Here is a 20895-nt window from a genome sequence, read left to right as displayed (position 1 = left end):
CTCGTCGGCACGGCTAGGTTGGGCCGATGCAGGTCTTCGTGGAACCCGACGTCGGCGCTGTGGCAAAGAGAGCCGCGACCGAGGTGATCGAGGGACTGACCGGTGGTGCGCACCGAGCCAACGGAGCGGTGAGCCACGGCATCGTGGTCGGCCTCGCGACCGGGTCGTCGCCGCTCGGCCTCTACCGAGAGCTGGCGCTGGCCCAGACGGCCGGCCTCATCGACTTCAGCTCGGCGCACGGGTTCGCCCTCGACGAGTACGTCGGGCTGCCGGCCCGGCATCCGCAGTCGTACCGGGAGGTGCTGCTGCGGGAGGTCTGCGGGCCGCTGGGCCTGGCTCCCGAGCGGTTGCACGTGCCCGACGGGTCGGCGACCGACGAGGAGTCGCTCATCGCCGCGGCTTCCGACTACGAACGGGCGATCGCAGCGGTCGGCGGGGTCGACGTGCAGATTCTCGGCATCGGCGTCAACGGCCACCTCGGCTTCAACGAGCCCGGGTCGTCGCTCGCCTCGCGCACCCGCGTCAAGCGGCTGACCGCCCGCACCCGAAGCGACAACGCCCGGTTCTTCGACTCGATCGACGATGTGCCGACCCACTGCGTCACCCAGGGTCTCGGCACCGTGCTGGACGCCCGGCGGCTCGTGCTGGTGGCGACAGGGCCCTCCAAGGCCGACGCGGTGGCCGCGGCGCTGGAAGGCCCGCTGACGGCATCCTGTCCCGGCTCGGTGCTCCAGTGGCACCCGGATGCCGTCGCCGTGCTCGACGAGGCGGCCGCGGTCGGCCTGCGCAACCGGCACTACTACGACGACTCGGCTGCCGGGCTCTGACCGGGCGCGGGCGGGACGTACATACCGCTCTTCTCGGGCGTTGCCGCCTCTTCGCCAGCATCTGGACGATTGCCCCCTGTGGACGGTGCACAGGGGTCAACTCCTTTTTCTCCACAAGACGCGGATTGGTGTTTTCGCAGGTCGCCAAGCACGAAACTCTCCGCGTGATTGTGGTGGCGCACAGTTGTACACACACCTTGTCCACAGCTGTGCACGGCGTGTCGGCCTCCTCTGTCCACCGGTTGTCCACAGCCCATCCGTCACAAAGGGCGTCTCGTGTTGTGATCGAGCCACGGCGTACCTAGGTTGGGGCCCGCCCCCACCCGAGACGCCGGACCGGTGGCTGCTTGACTGCCGAGGTCGTTTCGATCGCAGGTCGTCGGGCTGCCCCACCGGCCTTGGCCCCGGTGGCGGGTCGGCTGTCGGTGGGGCGTGGTGAAGTGGTGGAACTGGTGTTCGAGCAGGCGTTTTTCTGGATCAGTGGTCCACCGTCGGAAGGGGTAGCGCGTGTCGCTCGATGAGCTGAGCACGAGCGCGTTCTCGTCGTCGACCCGTGAGGGCGGGCCGCCCGACGACCGTCTGCCGCCGCAAGACGTCGGCGCCGAGCAGTCGGTGCTCGGCGGCATGCTGCTGAGCAAAGACGCCATCGCCGACTGCGTCGAGCAGCTCAAGGGCACCGACTTCTACCGCCCGGCGCACGAGCTGATCTACGACGCGGTGCTCGACCTCTACGGTCGCGGCGAGCCGGCCGACGCGATCACGGTCAGCGACGAGCTGACCAAGCGCGGCGACCTGACCCGCATCGGCGGGCAGGCCTACCTGCACCAGCTGATCGCCTCGGTGCCGACCGCAGCCAACGCCGGCTACTACGCCGAGATCGTCGCCGAGCGGGCAGTGCTGCGCCGCCTCGTCGAGGCGGGTACGCGCATCGTGCAGCTCGGCTACGCCCAGGGTGGCGGCGACGTCGAAGACATCGTCAACGCCGCCCAGGCCGAGGTCTACTCCGTGGCCGACAAGCGCGGTGGCGACGACTACCACCGGCTCGGCGACATCATCGAGGCCACCGTCGATGAGATCGAGGTGGCATCGGGCCGCTCCGGCGAGATGACCGGGGTGCCGACCGGCTTCACCGACCTCGACGCCCTGACCAACGGCCTGCACCCCGGCCAGATGATCGTCATCGCCGCCCGACCGGCCATGGGAAAGGCGCTGGCCCTCGACACACCGCTGCCCACCCCTGACGGCTGGACGACCATGGGCCAGGTCGCGGTGGGTGACCTCGTGTTCGGGGCTGACGGACGTCCGACGCGCGTCGTCGCCGCCACCGACGTGATGACGGGCCGGCCCTGCTACGAGGTGACGTTCTCCGACGGTTCGGTGATCGTGGCCGACGAGCAGCACCAGTGGTCGCTCGCCATCGACGGGGCCCCTGCGCGTGTGGTCACGACCGGTCAGGCGGCGGATGCCGTTCGGCTGGGTCGACTGGTCACGGCCGAGCGCGCGGCGGTCTCATCCGCTGGGCTGGGGTCGGCGGTGCAGTGGAAGGTCGAGCGGGTAGAGCCCGTGTCGAGCGTCGCGGTGCGCTGTATCGAGGTCGCGGCCGACGACCATCTGTACCTGGCCGGTGAGTCGATGATTCCGACGCACAACTCCACCATCGGGCTCGACATCGCCCGGTCGGCGGCGATCAAGCACAAGATGGCCAGCGTCGTGTTCTCGCTCGAGATGAGCCGCACCGAGATCACCATGCGACTGCTCTCGGCTGAGGCCGGCATCCAGCTGCAGCACATGCGCAAGGGCACGATGCGCGAGGAAGACTGGATGCGCCTCGCCTCGACGATGGGCAAGGTGTCTGACGCACCTCTCTTCATTGACGACTCGCCGAACATGTCGCTGATGGAGATCCGGGCCAAGTGCCGGCGCCTGAAGCAGCGCGACAACCTCAAGCTCGTGGTCATCGACTACCTGCAGCTGATGAGCTCGGGCAAACGCGTCGAGTCCCGCCAACAGGAGGTCTCGGAGTTCTCGCGTGCCCTGAAGCTGCTGGCCAAAGAGCTCGAGGTGCCGGTCATCGCGATCTCGCAGCTGAACCGTGGTGCCGAGCAGCGCACCGACAAGAAGCCGGCCATGAGCGACCTTCGCGAGTCGGGCTCCATCGAGCAGGACGCCGACATGGTGATCCTGCTGCACCGTGAGGCTGCCTACGAGAAGGACTCCCCGCGTGAGGGCGAGGCCGACCTGATCGTGGCCAAGCACCGAAACGGCCCGACCGACACGATCGTGGTCGCCTTCCAGGGCCACTTCAGTCGCTTCCAGAACATGGCCACCAACTTCTGAGGTTGGTGTCGAGATGGCTCCTACTTTTCCGAAACCGCCACCTATGTTTCATACACGCTTGTTCGGCGTGTCTGCTGGTCAAGAACGCAAACGTGCCTGATACTTCCTCGCTCTCCTTACGGGAGGGGGTTTAGGCTCGTTTTCGGCTCAACATACGTTGAGGGCGCCCCGGTGCAACGGGACGCCCTCATGAAGAAAAGACCTGATCCGATGCGAGGAGACAGGAGTTTCGTCATGGTCAGTGTAGGGCTGACGGCTGTCGGTTCCCAAGTGGGTGCGGCGACGTGGACCTTTAGCTACGCCGGGGACCGTTACCCGGCGTGGGCATGGTCAGAGGGTGACCCGCCGGTGCGGCATCTGGAGCCGATGCGGCGCACGAAGTCGGGGAGGTTGTCGAAGAACATCCCCGTTCAGGCGGCGTGCATGACAACGGGCGGCTGGCTGTTCCTCGAGTCCGGGCTGGAGCATGAGCTCGCCACCTGGCTCGACCGTAAGCCTGAGGTGGTCTGGTTGCTTGGTCAGCCGGCTCTGCTGGAGTGGGAAGACGGCCTATCGCACTTCCCCGACTTGTTGAGCATGGACCGCGACGGCGAGGTGACGATCTGGGATGCTCGGCCCCCGTCGCGGCGGGATGAAACCTACCTCGTGAAGTCAGTCAGGACACAAGCAGCGTGCCAGGGCGTGGGGTGGAAGTACGAGCAGTTCGGCGGCCTCAGCGAGGTGGAGTCCCTAAACCTGCGGTGGATCGCCGGCGCCCGGCGCCCGCCAGAATGGCTCGATCCCGCCAGGAACGTCCTGCACGATCGATTGGCTGACGGGCCCCTCACGATCGGTGAGGTGATGGCGGCCGACGATGGTCGCGGCTTTTTGGTCTCTGCCATGTGGCACCTGGTGTGGAGTGGCCAGTTGTCGATCAACTTGGCCGTGCCGTGGGGACGCCCGACCCCAATCGCTTGGGCGCATCAGGGGGCGGGCTCATGAGCGCCCGCGTGGAACTCTACGAGGGGGCTCTCATCTTGTTCCCGGATGGGCCGCGCACGGTCGTAGGCGTGACACCCATGGGTTATACGACTCGCGACATTGCTGGACGGACCAGGGACGTCTCCTGGACCGAAGTGCAACCGGCTCGCGCCATCATCGCCGGCCGTGTCGAGGCGGTGGCTGAGTCCCTGGTCTCTGTCCTTGCCGGGCTGAGCGACGCAGCCGTGCAGGAATCACTGGACAAGCAAGAGGTCGCGCTGACGCTCAGGACCGGGTACGCCCGTGGCCACGCTGCGCTGGCCCGGCCCGGCGAGCCGTACACCGCCTTCGACCCGGCCAACCACCTCTCAGATACCCAGAAGTGCGACCTGATGGCCAAGATCCTGGCTCACGAGAACGCCCAGGACCGTCGCCGGCAACGCGACAAGGAGGAGGGACACCACTCGGCGCGTACCCGGGTGGGGGCAGTGTCCGCGCGTCAACTGATGAACTGGTTGGCGGCCTACGACCGGCCCATCAACGGCGGCCTGCTGGCCATGGTGGACAAGCGGCGCCTGCGCCGTCACACCAAGTACGCGAACCTGGACCCGGAGGTAGCGCGCGTGGCCGAAGAGGTCGCCGGCCGGATGGATGGGACATGGTCCGTGCGGTCCGTCGACGAGCTGTACCGCCGCACCATCTTGGCATTGAAGGCTGAAGGTCTCGAGGCGACCGAGGTCCCCACAGCCACCCTGCGGGCCTTTCTTAGCCAGCTCAAGCAGGCCGTCGGCGCCACCACGAGGTCGCACACCACCAAGAAGCTTCGCGGTGTCTTGGCACTGTCGGCTTACCCCGCGCTGCGACCTGGACAGGTCGTCGCGATCGACGTCACACGCGCCGACGCGTTCTGCGTCGATCCTTGGTCCGGCAAGGTGATCTCGGTCGAGATCATTACGGCACTGGACGTCTGCACGCGCGTGGTCCTGGCCTTGCGGGTTGTCCCGCGAAGCGCGAACTCACTCGAGGCAGGTTTGATCCTCTACGACGTACTGCGCCCCTTCAGCCAGGTCTTCGAACCAGGGCGAGTTCATGACTGGCGCTGGGCGGGAGTCCCCGAGGCCATCGGTTCGATCGAGGAAGCCGTGGCTGAGGCTGAGCGGCTCTCCGGGCGACCGCTCGTCGGTGAGCACGCGATCCCTGGTGTGCTGCCAGATGCGATCCGGGCAGACAAGGGGAGCATCTTCACCAGCCGCTACTTCCGAGACGTGTGCCAGAGCCTGGGCATCCACCTGTTGCTCTCTCGCGGGAAGAAGCCCACCGACAACTCGTTCGTCGAACGCTGGCACGAGACCCTTCAACGATGCCTGCAACAACTGGCTGGGCACAAAGGGCGCAACGTTGCCCAGCGCGGAAGCGATGCCGGCGCGATCGTCTACGACAAGAAAGGCCGCGCGACCTTCAAGGGAGATGGCCCCGGACTGACACCCCGCGAGCTTGAACTTCGGCTTCGCGAGTTCATCGCCACCGACTACCACCGCACCCGACACGGCGGCCTCAGCGTCACCGATCGTGTCATTGAGGATCGTTCACCAGCTGTTGGTCTGACTCCGCTGGAGGTTTTCGACGCGCTCCTACCCGCGGTCGGACGGATCCACGTCATGCAACGTCCCGACCTGCTCTACGACCTGCTCCCGGTCCGGTGGCTCACCATCCGCCACGACGGGGTCGAGTACAAGGACCTCACGTTCGACTGCGCCGAACTCGATGAGTTCAGACACGTGCCCAAGGGCTTCTTCCGAAGCCAAGACCGCGCAGCACCCTTCCTCTACGACCGCCGCGACCTGTCCCGACTCTGGTTCAGACACCCCGACACCGGCGCCATCATCGAGGTGCCCTGGCGCCGAGCCTTCCAGCTGACCGCACCGATGACCGATGTCGTTCTGAAGGCAGCCACCACAGCGTTCCAGCGCCGAGGAGGCACCAACAAGACCATCAACAAGGACGCCATCCAGGACGAGATCCTCGCCGCAGTCAACGACATCGCCGATATCGATCGTCTGCGAGCAGACCCGGACCTGGTCGACTGGAAGCCGAACAAGCTGACTGCCGCCTATCTGCGCAGCTCGCGCTCCCAGTTCGACCACGACGAAACCGCCACCGCGGGAGCCAGGCGCCACCGGCAGGCCCACGCAGCCACGAAGGGGCCACCAGAGGGGTCACAGTCAGAGCCTCGGGCGGGTGACGCCGGTCTGTCTTTTGACCCCACCCAGATAGCGTGGCCGTCGCTGGAGTCCCGGGAGGAGCTGTGAAGGCTGCCCTGCTTCATCGTCAGGCGTACACCCCGCCCCCGCCGGACCCGGTCACCTCCCCCGAAGCGAGGGCCATGTCGCTACCGGCGCGCGCGCGGTACGCCCGGGACGTGCGGCGCTGGCTCAACGGCCACTACTTCGACTCCGAACGCGACCGCAACATCCGTGACTTCCTCGGGAGGCTGATCGAAGACAACGCAGAGACGCTGACCGGGACACGCGAGGTCGCGATCATCGGCGGGCCGAACGTGGCAGGCAAGTCGACGCTGCTCTACCAGGTCGCCATGGCCGTGCATCGCACCCACATCGGACTAGACGGCGACCCGGCCGAAATGGCCCGGCGCACCACGACCCGACGGATCGCCGGACACGACCAGAGCGTCCACCCCACCCATGCTCCGGTGCTGTTTCTGTCACTGGAGGCCGCGACCACCGTTGGGAAGTTCAACGAGCTCATCGTCGAAGCCCTCGACTACGACAAGGCCGTGGCCAAGAAGGTCAGCGCCCTCGATCTGCTCCTGCAGCACGGGGTCCGGCTGCTGATCATCGACGACCTGCACCAGCTGATCCTGACCGAGAAACTGGGCCGGCAGGCATTGGATCACCTCAAGGCTGTCGTCACCGCCCTGGGTGAGTACGGCATCACCGTCATCTTCGCCGGCGCCAACCTGCACACCCACCCCGTGATGGACGACCCTCAGGTCACCGGCCGCGCCTACGAGCTCACCATGAATCCCTATCACGCCGATACCCAGGACGCCGTACGGGCCTGGCAGCGCTTTCTCAAAGAGTCCGGTGACCTCCTCATCCCGCACCTGCCGTTGGCAGGCCCGGGGATGTTACACAACGACCTACCCGGGCTCATCCTCGCCCGCACCGGCGGACGGATGCAGGCCATGGTCAACCTGCTGCGCCGAGCAACCGTCGCGGCGATCGAGGACGGAACCTGGACCGTGACCGAGGACCACGTCCGCGCCGTCCCGACGGCCAAGCTCACCGCGGACGAGGTCACCAACAAGACTGCACGCACCCGGCAGGCGCCCAGGGCGCTACACCCCGCCGTGACCGTCAGGCCACCCCTGAAGGACGGTGCCGGATGAGCCCGGGCCTGAAGGGGCAGCTGCCGGTCACCCTTGACATCAACCCCGACGAGGACCTCGCCGGGTACGCGGCCAGGCTGGCGGAAGCCAACTTCATGACCCTGCAGGATCTCACCGGGCACCGGCGCGACGCCCGAATCTGGGAGGCGCCGCCACCGCAGCTGCTGACCCGGCTCAGTCTTGCGGCCGGGCTGCCCGTCGAGCGGGCCCGCGCCGGGACGCTGCGGGCCGCGTTCCCCCGCGTGGTGATCGAGCGGGCCCGCACCGGACGACGCTACGCCGGCCAACCCGCGCGCTGCCCACAGTGCGGGCTCGACAGCGTCGCCGCGCGCCTGAACCTCGTCGTCCTCTGCCCGGCCTGCCGAATCCTGCTGGTCGACCACAGTGAACCAGCCCCAGCGCCCCCGCCGATCGCGGTGGCCGGGGTCCAGGATCAGGTCATGATGACCCTGGCCGCGGCCCGCAGGTCGAAACTGGCCCGCGCCCGTCTTGGGCGCCTCGAGTCGCTGATGGCCGAACTCGAGCCCGCCCTGTGGACGAACTGGCCCTCACTGCTCGACGGGGAGAGCCTGACGTGGCGCGAACGAGTCGTTTCATGGGAAGCCGCCGCCACTGCCTCTCAAGACATTTATGCCCGTCCGCCATGGGTCAGCGCCACCCTGCTCGCGCTCACCTGGGACGTCTCGGGCGACCCCGCCGCCACCCTGACGTTCCTCGACCACTGCGCTTCCATGGCCGACATCTGGGCCAACACCACCGACCTGCCCGCCTGGGCCAGCCGGGCACAAGCCGTGAACGTCACGCTGTCGCTGCTGCCCCGACTGGGGATCGAGGCCCGCCACGTCCCCAGCATCCTGCGCCACCCCGTCGACGGGATCGTGCTCCCGGAGTGCATGCGCACCGCCCGCACCGCCGACGCGCTGGCCCTGACGGTCCTCGCCGCCCGCGCCCACCATGAGACCCTCACCGTGGGCCAGGCCGAACAGTTCCACGGCGCGCACGTTTCATCCCGGGTCAGGCGCCTGGCACGCACCACCTTGGCGACAGCGCGGGGGGTGGCCCGGGTCGCAGCGCACGCCCGGATCCTGCACGACCAGGGCCTGATCGACCGCGCCGCTGCTCGTGCCGAGCTGCGAACCCTCGATCACGTTGCGACCGCCTTGACCAGCCAACTACACCCACCCGCCAGGGATGACCCGGACGTGCGTCGCCTCGCCGCGGCATGGATCTGGTTGGACGCCACCGGGGGACGACTGGCCGGCGGGCCTCATGTACTGCTTGCTCCGAGCCGGATCCTCGACTTCGACCAGACCCTCGACCCCGAAAACAAGCTGGTCCTGCGAACGTGGTGGCAACAGCACCTGACCTTGACCGGTGACCTGATCGACCAGGCCACCTCCGTACCGGCCGAAGGTAAGGCTCGCCGCGATGTGGGCTGACATTGCGAACAGCCCGTGTCTGCCCACCACGATCGACCTGAGACCAGGGGAGGCCCTCGATGGTTACCTCGAACGGGTCGCCGACGTCAACTACCTCACCACCGCCCACCTGCTCACCCAGGTCCGCGCCCGCGCCGACACCACCCGGTTCCTCATGCTCGCCCCGTCCCCCGCCACCCTGCGGACCCTCGCAGCCATCACTGGCGAGACCGTCGAGCACCTGCAGGAGGCGACGCTGGCCCGTTACGACGGGAACGCGCTCGATCTGACCGGGCTGGACCCCCAACGCCAGTCCAGCTTCCGAACTGTCGCCGCCCGCGGGTGGCTCCCCGGGCACGGCACTCAGATCTGCCCCGCCTGCCTCGCCGAGACCGGCACCTGGGCCATCGCCTGGCGCCTGCCCACCAGCACCGTCTGCGATCGCCACGGCACCTACCTGCTCGCCGCCTGCCCCGGCTGCCACCGGCCGTTCCGCGACCAACGCCACTCCCACCTGCGCGCCGTCGGCGCCACCACCCGGTGCGGCAACCCCCTCGGCGAAGGTCCCCGAGCCCAGTGCCAGCTCGCACTCACCACACTGAAGGCGCCGCCGGCGGACCCCGAATGCCTAGCCCGGCACCAACGCCAAGTCCTCGCCGGCTCGGGATTGCCCGTGACCGTCTTCGGCGAGCCAGCCCGGCCGCTGGAGTATGCCGCCACCCTGCAGGCCCTGACCGTCCTGCTGCTCCACGTCGCCAGCGCAACCACCACTCCTCACGATCTGCCGGCCTGGACCGCCCACCTCGCCGCCGACGGTGACACCCGGCCCCACCGGTGGGCGCTGCACCCGCCAGCCGACCCCGCAGTTCGATCCCGCGCCCTGACCACCGCCGACACCCTCCTCTCGACCCCCGACATCGACACCGCTGCGGCCGTGTTCACGACCTGGTGCGAGAAGGTGCCCGTCACCCCCGACGGGCGCCTCGGGTGGCTCGCCGACCACACCCGGATGACCCCGACCCTGACCCGGCTGGTGATGGCCACCCACGCCCCCGCCGCCGCACCTCCCGGATCCTGGAGGATCATCCGCCGATGACCGCGTCTGTTCGCCAGATCCCCCACGTTCTGCCCGACCGCATCTTCGAAGAGTACCTCACCGGGCTGTTCACCTCACGGCCTGACACGGTCCGCCTCTTCGCGTCCCTCGCCATCGCCAGAACCCACCCTGGCATCGCAACCTGGGCCGGCTCCGCGATCGCCCTCGGTCTGCCGCCTGACCTCGGAACCAGCACCGCACGGGCCTGCTCATCGAGCCAGACCGCGACCCCGAGTCACGTCATCGCCGCGATCGCCGTCGCCGCCCGGGCGTTGGACGGACGCGACTACCGCCACCTGGAGAACCAGGTCCGTCGACTCGCGACCACTCAACTGTGGTTCACCCAATGGGCGCGCGCCCACCGCCCCGGCACCCTGGCCGCCAGCCAGAACCACGCCGTCGCATGGATCTGGACCCATGTCGCTCAAGGTCACGCCAACGCCGCTCCGTCCTCACCCGAGGCACACCAGTACCCCGCTGCCGCCCGCCAGTTCGCAGCCACCCTCACCACTGACCAGCGTCAGTCCCTCGCTTGGTGCATCAAACCCCACGTCAGCCAGACCACGCGGCCCCGAAGCAATGTCCGCGGCGAGACGTCACCATAAGCGCATCCGCATCAAGACCGATCGTGGCGCCCTTGATCGGCTTTGGCCAGGTCGAGCAGGATCTTTATTACCTTGGGTTCCCGGCGCCGTTAGGCCCCAGGAAACCTGTGACACGCCCGGGCTGCACGATGAACGTGAGCAAGTCGACGACGGCCTGGTGCCCGTAGCTCTTGGTGACGTTCTTGAAGTCAAGCGTGTACATGGACGAGGCTTCATTCAGTGGCCGTGCGGCTGGGGCGGGGGCGCGTCGGCAGTGACAGCCCATGCCGACGAAGGCGAGATCTCGAACGCCGGCGCAGAGCATCTGGACCGAAGCCGTGAGCACGGGCGCCAGCGCCACCAGGACCTGCCCGGTCCACCGGGGCAGCGCCCCGGCCCGTCCGTGCGCGATCACGACCGCGCCCACGACGCGTCGTACGGCGCTCCGACCGCGCTGCGGTACCCTCATTAGCCCGTCCCGGGCGGCTCCTCGGCCGGGTAGTTGGCTGTGCCCGAGCGAAGGGATGGACAGCTCGAGCGCACCCAGTCGTCCCGGATCCAGTCGTCGTAGCTGAGCGAGTCCGAGGCCGGAGCGGGGGTAGCCCTCGGGTCCCGCGGGGAGGCTGGGGGCGCGGTCGATTTGAGGAGTTGGGCGACGGGCCTGGGGTACATAGGTGATCCTGACGGACGGTGATCACCGAGCCGTCCGAAAGGGAGCGGTTGCTCCTGAGACCGGCAGCGGACGGCCAGCCCCGTTTCGGACCTGCTGGGAACCCAGCCTTACGATTCTAACGGCGTTTGCGCACCTGTGACGAGTGTAGGGATCGGTGATGTGGTGGTCGGTGCCTGGCAACGGGGAGAAGCCGACGCGAGGCGGTGCACAGGTAACGCGAGGTGCCTTGGTTAACGGCGCGACCGCAGTGAACGACGCCTGTGGCGCTGATTCGAATCCTGGGAGAAGGGCATCCGGAGGGGACTCACCCCGAAGCAGGCCGGCCGGGTCTACGACGTGGTCGGGCGCGTGTCTAGGGTGGCGTCGAGGCGAGGGCCAGGCGTCCTGGGGATGCCACCGGTGGGTGCTGCTATGGGCAGCAGCACGTACGAGGACCTGCTGTAGGCGGAGCGGTGTATCACCATCAGAAAGACCTCGTCCCGCCTTACGTCTTGTCGACCAATAAGGTTGCCAGGTCCAGGCAACACCACCAGAGCCTGCGGCTTACCTGGCAGGCTGTCACCGCCCAACAGGGGATGTCAATACGCCGGGTTCGCCCGCTTCATTGGGGTCGGCGCTCTTGGACGTGTCCGGCAGGCACGTCCCGATCGTTGGGCAGAAGCCTGCAAGCGTCGTGCTGACGAACGCGTCCGGTGGGGCGCCCGCAGCGACGGCTCGAACTTTGGGAACAAGTATCGGCGCCCATCCGTCGCCGCCGGGTGCCTCGCTTGCCTTCCTAGACGTCGCGGCGCATCTCCACGCAGCGACGCATAGCATCGGGGCCGCCCCCGCATGGCGCTGTCTGGCCAGTCACGGAGTACCGTCAGAGGTGTTGAGCCAATCAACCAGCTTGGAATGAGGACGGCCGTCCGCTGCCGAACTTGATGAGCATTCGCTCACGCCGAGCACTCGGGTGATCGCACCCTCAGGGTCAGCCCATGAATCCTTCCCCTCCCGTGCACGCGGGTTCCCGCAGCGCTTCTGAGCTGAAGCCCGCTCTGCCCGCATGCCTCCTCGACCTCGGGCACCTCCGTCGCGGCACCTGTCAGACCGCGGCCAGGTCCCTGCGACTCGGTTTGCGTGTCGGAGTCGGCATGACCAAGACCAGCAGGCGCCATTTCCCCACGCGACCCGGCGATGACGGTGCCCGGTCCGGGCTGTCGCAGTCCCCCGCACTGGTCACGGTCAACGTCACCGGGTTCCGCATTTTCAGACTCCCGTCTGCCATGGCGGCCGATCGGCCGATCGGCCTGTCGACGACGGCGTTTGCGACCGGAGGCGCCGCCGCGCCGACGCTGAGGTTCTGCCGGCCCGCCCGGCCTACCCCGGCCCAGGTTCTGGGTTTCCAGGGCCACCCCGCCCACCCGGCCCGGCTTACCTACGGCCAGCGTGCCCGTCCTTCGTGTTCCGTTCGATCTTGCCTTACCCCCGTCTGGAGAACGCCATGAATGCTCTTGTTTCCGTCGTGATCGTCGTCGTGGTTGTCCTGCTCGGGATGGCGTGGCTCGGCGTCAAGATCGTCAAACAGTACGAGCAGGGTGTGCTGTTCCGGTTCGGGAAGGTGATCGGCACCCGCGAGCCCGGCCTGCGGGTCATCGTCCCGTTCGTCGACGTGCTGCACCGGGTCTCGATGCGGATCGTCACGATGCCGATCCAGTCTCAGGGCATCATCACCCGCGACAACGTCAGCGTCGACGTGTCCGCGGTGGCCTACTTCAAGGTCGTCGACGCGGAAAAATCGGTCATCGCGATCGAGGACGTCACCGCGGCGATCGACCAGATCGCCCAGACCACGCTGCGCAAGGTCGTGGGTCAACACACCCTCGACGAGACCCTGTCAGAGACCGACCGGATCAACCTCGACATCCGCGAGATCCTCGACGTCAACACGATCGACTGGGGCGTGGAGGTGACCCTGGTCGAGCTGAAGGACATCCAGCTGCCTGAGAGCATGAAGCGCGCCATGGCCCGTCAGGCCGAGGCCGAGCGGGAGAAGCGCGCCAAGATCATCAACGCCGAAGGTGAATCCCTGGCCGCCGCCGCTCTCGGCGAGGCGTCCGACACGATGATGGCGCACCCGCTGGCGCTGCAGCTGCGCAACCTGCAGTCGCTGGTGGAGATCGGCGTCGACAAGAACACCACCGTCGTGTTCCCCGCCCCGATCATGACCACGATCGCCGAGCTCGGCGCCTTCATCGCCCGCGAACAAGCCGCCGCGACCCCCGTCCCATCCCCTGCCACCACCCCAGCCGCCGAAGCCAACGGCAGCAAGCCCCACGCGGTTCCGGTATGAGGTCCGGCCCGACGGCGCCCTGCGCCTGACCGCACCACCGAACCCGCACCCTCCATTGACAAGGACCCCCACCATGACTGACACCCTCGCTCCGCAGCAGCCCACCACGAGCCCGGGACGCGGCCCGACGTTGAACCCGGAGCTGCTGGTCGCGATCAACGCGTACTGGCGGGCCGCGAACTATCTCTCGGTCGGGCAGATCTACCTCTACGACAACCCGCTGCTCAAGCGCCCGCTGGCGCTGACCGACGTCAAGCCGCTGGTGGTAGGGCACTGGGGCACCACGCCCGGCCAGAACTTCATCTACGTCCACCTCAACCGGGTCATCACCAAGTACGACCTGAACATGTTCTACATCGCCGGGCCGGGCCACGGCGGCCCGGCGCTGGTGGCCAACACCTACCTCGAGGGCAGCTACACGCAGATCTACCCCGACGTCAGCCAGGACGAGGCCGGCATGAAGAAGCTGTTCACGCAGTTCTCCTTCCCCGGCGGCATCTCCAGCCACGTCGCCCCGACGACGCCGGGCTCGATCCATGAGGGCGGTGAGCTCGGGTACTCCCTCAGTCACGCCTTCGGGGCGGCGTTCGACAACCCCGACCTCATCGTGGCCTGCGTCATCGGCGACGGCGAGGCCGAGACCGGGCCGCTGGCCACGGCCTGGCACTCCACGAAGTTCCTCAGCCCGATCACCGACGGGGCCGTGCTGCCGATCCTGCACCTGAACGGGTACAAGATCAGCAACCCCACCGTGCTGGCCCGGATCGAACCCGAGGAGCTAGACCAGTTCCTACGGGGTTGCGGCTGGGAACCGCGCTACGTCGAGGGTGACGACCCGAACACGATGCACGAGCTGATGGCTTCCGTGCTCGATGAGTCCATCGAGGCCATCCACGCCATCCGGGACTGGGCCCGTACCAATGGCAGCACGGCCAGGCCACGGTGGCCGATGATCGTGCTCCGCTCCCCGAAGGGATGGACCGGCCCCAAGGTGGTCGACGGCCTGCAGATCGAGGGCACCTTCCGCGCGCACCAGGTGCCCCTACTCGTGGACGCCGACCATCCCGGACACGTCGAGCAGCTCGACGCCTGGATGCGCAGCTACAAACCGGAGGAGCTCTTCGAACCCGACGGTGCCCTGCGCCCCGAACTGGCCGCCCTGGCCCCAAGGGGGGACCGGCGGATGGGGGCCAACCCTCACACCAACGGGGGGCTGCTGCTGCGCGACCTGCGGATGCCCGACTTCCGAGCCCACGCCGTGACCGTGCCCGCTCCCGGCGCCGTGACCGCGCAGGACACCCGCGTGCTCGGCGGGTTCCTGCGCGACGTGGTGGCCGCCAACCAGGACCAAGCCAACTTCCGCATCTTCGGGCCCGACGAGACCGTGTCGAACATGCTCGACGCCGTCTTCGAGGTGACCGACCGGCAGTGGGAGGCCCGCACCGTGCCCGGTGACGAGTCGCTCGCACCCGAGGGGCGGGTGCTCGACTCGATGCTCTCCGAGCACCAGGCCGAAGGCTGGTTGGAGGGGTACCTGCTGACCGGTCGGCACGGCCTGTTCAACTGCTACGAGGCGTTCATCCACATCGTCGACTCGATGTTCAACCAGCACGCCAAGTGGCTCAAGATCACCAAGGCGCTGCCGTGGCGGCGCGACATCTCCTCGCTGAACTACCTGCTCGCCTCCCACGTCTGGCAGCAGGACCACAACGGCTTCACCCACCAGGACCCCGGCTTCCTTGACCACGTCGTGAACAAGAAGGCCGACATCGTTCGGGTCTACCTCCCGCCCGACGCCAACTGTCTCCTCTCGGTCGCCGACCACTGCCTGCGCAGCCGCCACTACGTCAACGTCATCGTCGCCGGCAAGCACGCCATGCCGCAATGGCTGACCATGGCCCAAGCAGAAATCCACTGCACCAAGGGAATCGGGATCTGGGAATGGGCCGGCAACGACCGCGGCGCCGAACCCGACGTCGTCCTCGCGTGCTGCGGCGACACCCCCACCCTGGAGGTGCTCGGAGCGGTGTCGATCCTGCGCGAGCACCTGCCCCAGCTGAAGGTCCGGGTCGTCAACGTCGTCGACCTGATGAAGCTGCAGTCCGCCAGCGAACACCCCCACGGACTGTCCGACCTCGACTACGACAGCCTGTTCACCACCGACAAGCACATCGTGTTCGCCTTCCACGGCTACCCGACCTTGATCCACCGCCTCACCTACCGGCGGACCAACCGCAACCTGCACGTCCGCGGCTACAACGAGGAAGGCACCATCACCACACCCTTCGACATGCGCGTCCAGAACCGGCTCGACCGCTTCCACCTCGTCCAGGACGTCATCGACCGCTTACCCCAGCTGGGCGCGACCGGTGACTACCTCAAACAGATGATGGCCGACAAGCTCATCCAACACGACCTCTACATCAACACCCACGGCCAAGACCTCCCAGAGATCCGCGACTGGACCTGGACCCCAGCCCCATGACCGCGACCACCCTGCTCCCGCCGAACACGGATCTGAGCTCGCTGGCCGGCACCGCGCAGCTGCTGGTCGCCGGTGACAAGGGCCTCCTCGCGATCGATGAGTCCATCCCCACCTGCAACCGGCGGTTCGCCCGGCTGGGGATCCCTCAGGACGAACCGGCCCGCCGCGCCTACCGCGAGCTCATCCTGACCGCGCCCGGTCTCGGGGAGAGCATCAGCGGGGTCATCCTCTACGACGAGACGGCCCGTCAGCTCACCAGCGACGGCGTTCCGTTCCTGACCGTGCTGGCGCAGGCCGGGATCGTCGCCGGGATCAAGGTCGACCTCGGCGCGAAACCGATGGCCGGGCACCCCGGGGAGAAGGTGACCGAAGGGTTGGACGGGCTGGAACCCCGGCTACGCGAGTACGCCCGGATGGGAGCCCGCTTCGCGAAATGGCGGGCTGTGTTCAGCATCGGGGAGGCCACCCCGAGCCGAGCCTGCATCGAGGCCAACGCGAACGCGTTGGCCCGCTACGCCGCGCTGTGCCAGACGACCGGTCTGGTACCCATCGTGGAGCCGGAGGTGCTGATGGCCGGCGAGCACACCCTGGCTCGGTGCGCCCAGGACACCGAGGAGGTGCTGCACGAGGTCTTTGCCCAGCTGCGCACCCAGGGGGTCGCGCTCGACGCAATGCTGCTCAAACCCAACATGATCCTGCCGGGGGCGGCCTGCCCGACCCAGGTCTCGGTCGACGCGGTCGCCGCCGCGACCCTGCGATGTCTACGGCGGGCGGTGCCGGCCGCCGTCGCCGGGATCGCCTTCCTGTCCGGCGGTCAGTCCGGTGACCTCGCCAGCGCCCGGCTGGCCGCGATGAACCGCCCCGCTCAGGCCCCGCCGCCCTGGCCGGTCGCGTTCTCCTTCGGCCGCGCGATCCAGGAGCCTGCCCTGACGATCTGGGACGGGCAGGACGCGAACGCCGGCCGGGCGCAACAGGCCCTGCTCCGGCGAACCGCGGCCAACCGGGACGCCCGCCGAGGCGCCGGACCGACCACCCAGGCCACCACCGTGACCGGACCGCCGTCAACGGGCGGCCGTGAAGCCCAGCCGGCCCCAGACCGGCCCGTCAAAGCACGCCTTGTTCGAGCAGAAGGAACAGTCCGATGACCACCGACGCGAAGCACCCCAGGACCGGCTCCCCGCCCGACCCACCGCCAGCGCAGGACGGTGACCTGAAAAGCCTCCCGATGCCACAGGTGGAGAAGCAGCTCGAAACCTCACCGGATGGGCTGACCCAGGCCGAGGCAACCAAGCGGTTGGCGAAGTACGGCCCGAACGAGATCGCCGAGCACCACACCAACCCGCTGCTGAAGTTCTTGTCCTACTTCTGGGGACCGATCCCGTGGATGATCGAGATCGCGGTGATCCTGTCGGGTGCGGTAGGTCACTGGCCCGACTTCTTCATCATCCTGGTGCTGCTGCTTGCCAACGCCGTGGTGGGCTACACCGAGGAACGCCAGGCCGGTAACGCCATCGACGCGCTGAAGGCCAAGCTCGCCATCAACGCCCGGGTCAAACGTGACGGCGAATGGACCACCCCCGCGGCCCGTGAGCTGGTGCCCGGCGACGTGATCCGGCTACGGCTCGGTGACGTCGTACCCGCCGACGCGCGGCTGCTGGAGGGCGACGACATCGAGGTCGACCAGTCCGCCCTCACCGGGGAGTCGCTTCCGGTGAGCTCTGCCGCGGGGGACGCGGTGTACTCCGGAGCGATCATCCGCCGCGGCGAGATCGGCGCCCTGGTCTACGCCACCGGCACCGACACCTATTTCGGCAAGACTGCCGAGCTCGTGCAGGACGCGCACACCGTCAGCCACTTCCAGAAGGCCGTCCTCAAGATCGGCAACTACCTCATCATCCTGGCGGTAGCGCTGGTGACGGTGATCGTGGTGGTGGCGATCCTGCGCGGCGACCCGATCCTGACCACCTTGCAGTTCGCCCTCGTGCTGACCGTCGCAGCGATCCCCGTCGCCATGCCCACCGTGCTGTCGGTGACCATGGCGGTCGGCGCCCGGCTGCTGGCCAAGAAGAAGGCCATCGTCAGCAAGCTCGTGGCGATCGAGGAGCTCGCCGGGGTCGACGTGCTGTGCGCCGACAAGACCGGCACCCTGACCCAGAACTCGCTCACCCTCGGCGACCCGTTCAGCGTCGGCGACACGACCGCGTCCGAGGTGATCCTCGCCGGTGCGCTGGCCTCTCGCGCCGACAACGACGACCCCATCGACCTTGCCGTCCTCGGCGGACTGAGCGACGAGAAGGCTCTCGACGCCTACACGGTCACCCACTTCGAACCGTTCAACCCCGTCGACAAGCGCACCGCGGCCACCGTCACCGGAGCCGACCACACGACGTTCAAGGTCAGCAAGGGCGCCCCCCAGGTGATCCTTGACCTGGCTGCCGACACCGCGACCATCAAAGCGGGCGTCGATACCGCCGTGAACGACTTCGCCGCCCGCGGTTACCGGTCGCTGGGGGTGGCCCGCGCCGACGGCGACGGCCCCTGGACCTTCCTGGGTGTGCTCCCCTTGTTCGACCCGCCCCGTGACGACGCCAAGGCCACGATCGCCACCGCGAAGGCGATGGGCGTGAGCGTGAAGATGGTCACCGGTGACGCGATCGCCATCGCCAAAGAGACTGCCGCCAAGGTCGGCCTCGGCACCAACATCCTGGACGCAGCTGGCCTGGGCGACGTGAAGAAGAAGGAGGACACCGCGGTCGTCGAGTCCATCGAAACCGCTGACGGGTTCGCGCAGGTCTTCCCCGAGCACAAGTACCACATCGTCGACGTACTGCAGCAGCGCGGCCACATCGTCGGCATGACCGGCGACGGCGTCAACGATGCCCCCGCTCTGAAGAAGGCCGACTGCGGCATCGCCGTCTCCGGAGCCACCGACGCCGCCCGTGCCGCCGCTGCGATCGTGCTGCTGACCCCTGGCCTGTCGGTGATCATCGACGCCATCAAGGAAAGCCGCAAGATCTTCCAGCGGATGAACTCCTACGCCATGTACCGCATCGCGGAAACCCTGCGGGTGCTGTTGTTCATGACGGTGGCGATCCTTGTCTTCAACTTCTACCCGGTCACCGCGATCATGATCGTGATGCTGGCCCTGCTCAACGACGGCGCGATCTTGTCCATTGCCTACGACAACGTCCGCTACAAGATGGCGCCCGAAGCCTGGAACATGCGCCTCGTGCTCGGAATCTCCACTGTGCTCGGTGTGGTCGGCCCGATCGCCGCGTTCGGGCTGTTCTACCTCGGCGACCGGGTCTTCGACATCGGCCGGCCCCAGCTGCAGACCATGATGTACCTGATGCTGTCGGTCGCCGGGCACCTGACCATCTTCCTGACCCGCACCCGCGGACCGTTCTGGTCCATCCGCCCCGCCCGCATTCTGCTCCTGGCCGTCGTCGGCACTCAGACCGTCGCCACCCTCATCGCCGTCTACGGTCTGTTCATGACCCCCCTCGGCTGGGGCTGGGCCGGGTTCGTGTGGGGTTACGCCATCGTCTGGGCCCTGCTCAGCGACCGCGTCAAGCTCCTCGCCTACCGCGTCCTCGACCACACCACCGACACCGACACCGACACCGACACCGACACGGGGCCCGCCGCCGATCGAGACTCGAAGGACCGCCCCGACCCGACGAACAACGCCACCACGGCGACACCTACCGCCTTCTACACCGACACCGACCCGGGCGATGCCGTTTACCACGACAACGACCACTGCCCCTACGGCATCGAGATCAAAACCCACCACAACGACCACCCCAGCACCGACCACCGCCGTCAATGCGACTGGTGCGCCCAACACCCCCAGGCGGTGACAACCACACACTGAACCGGGGGCCAACCCCTCACCGCGCCATACTCAGGAGCTGACCCAGCGTGACGATCACCGCCATCACTACCACCGCTTCTCAGCCCAACTCGACACGCCCGGCCGTCGGCACCGCCCGCGGCCCTGCTTCCCGACACGAACCCAGACCCGTGCACCTCACGCCGAGCACACCGGGCACCGGATGAGGCTGGTCATCGTGCGGCACGGTGAGACCGACTGGACCCTGGCCGGTCGTCTCACGGGAACCACCGAGGTGGGTTTGACCGCCAACGGTCGAGACCAGGCCGCAGCGTTATCACCGCTGCTCGAGGGCGTCCTACACGGAGAGCGGCCAGTGCTGGTCACCAGCCCCCGGAAGCGTGCCACCGAGACGGCAGCCCTCGCGCTGTCCTCGCAGCCCACGAGAGTCGAACCGCTCGTGGCGGAATACGATTACGGCGACTACGAAGGCCTGACCGAGGAAGAGGTTCGGCAGCGGAAGCCCGGCTGGGACATCTGGCGCGACGGGTGCAGCGGAGGCGAGACCACCGCGGAGGTCGGGCGGCGGGCCGACGCCTTCCTGCACGCGTACACCGAGAACGGCACACAACCCGTCGTCGTCGTCACCCACGGGCATCTCTCCCGGATCCTCGCCGCACGCGCCTTGGGGCTGGATCCCGAGTGCGGTCGACTGTTCGCCAGCGCGACCGCCGCGGTCTCGCTGATCGAAGACCACCACGGCGAACGGTGCATCGGACTATGGAATCTCGACGTAACCCTGCTGACCGACGCCGCCGCCGCCGAGCGGCGGTCATCGCCGAACCCGGAGCCCAGGCGCCTCGACACCTTGCCCAACCTGCGGCACCGCGACGACACGTAAGGACAGACAGTGAAAACCGAATCGACTGCGTTCCGCAT

The 20895-nt window shown here is 67.9% G+C and carries 13 protein-coding genes; all 13 read left to right on the top strand.

Translation table 11 applies throughout. The features are described 5' to 3' along the window. The first annotated feature begins 26 nt into the window (after positions 1-26). The 13 genes from BA895_RS02610 to BA895_RS02545 all read left to right on the top strand — a co-directional run bounded on the left by BA895_RS02610 (position 27) and on the right by BA895_RS02545 (position 20857). Positions 27-827 (top strand): glucosamine-6-phosphate deaminase, encoded by an 801-nt coding sequence (locus tag BA895_RS02610; protein WP_070190345.1) that lies wholly within the window; start codon positions 27-29, stop codon positions 825-827. 507 nt (positions 828-1334) lie between these two features. Then, positions 1335-3164: a replicative DNA helicase gene (gene dnaB / locus BA895_RS02605; RefSeq protein WP_070190344.1), complete on the top strand. Its 1830-nt coding sequence runs from the start codon at positions 1335-1337 to the stop codon at positions 3162-3164. A gap of 234 nt (positions 3165-3398) precedes the next feature. Continuing rightward, entirely contained in the window at positions 3399-4145 is a 747-nt protein-coding gene (locus BA895_RS02600; protein ID WP_070190412.1) for a TnsA-like heteromeric transposase endonuclease subunit, read from the top strand. 77 nt (positions 4146-4222) lie between these two features. After that, positions 4223-6433 carry a DDE-type integrase/transposase/recombinase gene (locus tag BA895_RS02595; RefSeq protein ID WP_175442239.1) on the top strand — a complete coding sequence of 737 codons (2211 nt, stop codon included), beginning with the start codon at positions 4223-4225 and terminating at the stop codon, positions 6431-6433. A gap of 74 nt (positions 6434-6507) precedes the next feature. Then, on the top strand, positions 6508-7533 hold the full coding sequence (locus tag BA895_RS02590) for a TniB family NTP-binding protein (RefSeq protein WP_070190342.1): 1026 nt from the start codon (positions 6508-6510) through the stop codon (positions 7531-7533). Further along, the gene (locus BA895_RS02585) at positions 7530-8972 is read left to right on the top strand and encodes a TniQ family protein (protein ID WP_070190341.1); all 1443 of its coding nucleotides are present in this window, start codon (positions 7530-7532) and stop codon (positions 8970-8972) included. The genes BA895_RS02590 and BA895_RS02585 overlap by 4 nt, the downstream gene beginning before the upstream one ends. Next, entirely contained in the window at positions 8962-10047 is a 1086-nt protein-coding gene (locus tag BA895_RS02580; protein ID WP_070190340.1) for a TniQ family protein, read from the top strand. The genes BA895_RS02585 and BA895_RS02580 overlap by 11 nt, the downstream gene beginning before the upstream one ends. Then, on the top strand, positions 10044-10652 hold the full coding sequence (locus BA895_RS02575; RefSeq protein ID WP_070190339.1) for a hypothetical protein: 609 nt from the start codon (positions 10044-10046) through the stop codon (positions 10650-10652). The genes BA895_RS02580 and BA895_RS02575 overlap by 4 nt, the downstream gene beginning before the upstream one ends. Before the next feature lie 2135 nt (positions 10653-12787). Continuing rightward, on the top strand, positions 12788-13636 hold the full coding sequence (locus BA895_RS02565) for a slipin family protein (RefSeq protein ID WP_070190337.1): 849 nt from the start codon (positions 12788-12790) through the stop codon (positions 13634-13636). Positions 13637-13709: 73 nt separating this feature from the next. Next, positions 13710-16121: a phosphoketolase gene (locus tag BA895_RS02560; RefSeq protein ID WP_070190336.1), complete on the top strand. Its 2412-nt coding sequence runs from the start codon at positions 13710-13712 to the stop codon at positions 16119-16121. Next, entirely contained in the window at positions 16118-17266 is a 1149-nt protein-coding gene (locus tag BA895_RS02555) for a class I fructose-bisphosphate aldolase (RefSeq protein WP_070190335.1), read from the top strand. The genes BA895_RS02560 and BA895_RS02555 overlap by 4 nt, the downstream gene beginning before the upstream one ends. Beyond that, the gene (locus tag BA895_RS02550; RefSeq protein ID WP_083282905.1) at positions 17263-19998 is read left to right on the top strand and encodes a plasma-membrane proton-efflux P-type ATPase; all 2736 of its coding nucleotides are present in this window, start codon (positions 17263-17265) and stop codon (positions 19996-19998) included. The genes BA895_RS02555 and BA895_RS02550 overlap by 4 nt, the downstream gene beginning before the upstream one ends. 181 nt (positions 19999-20179) lie before the next feature. Continuing rightward, a complete protein-coding gene (locus tag BA895_RS02545; RefSeq protein WP_070190334.1) occupies positions 20180-20857 on the top strand; it encodes a histidine phosphatase family protein in 678 nt (225 codons plus the stop codon). The last annotated feature ends 38 nt before the right edge of the window (positions 20858-20895 follow it).

This window comes from Humibacillus sp. DSM 29435, assembly GCF_001758225.1.
GTDB lineage: Bacteria > Actinomycetota > Actinomycetes > Actinomycetales > Dermatophilaceae > DSM-29435.
The sequence above is the reverse complement of the archived record's forward strand: the minus strand, read 5'-3'. Positions and strand labels throughout refer to the sequence as shown.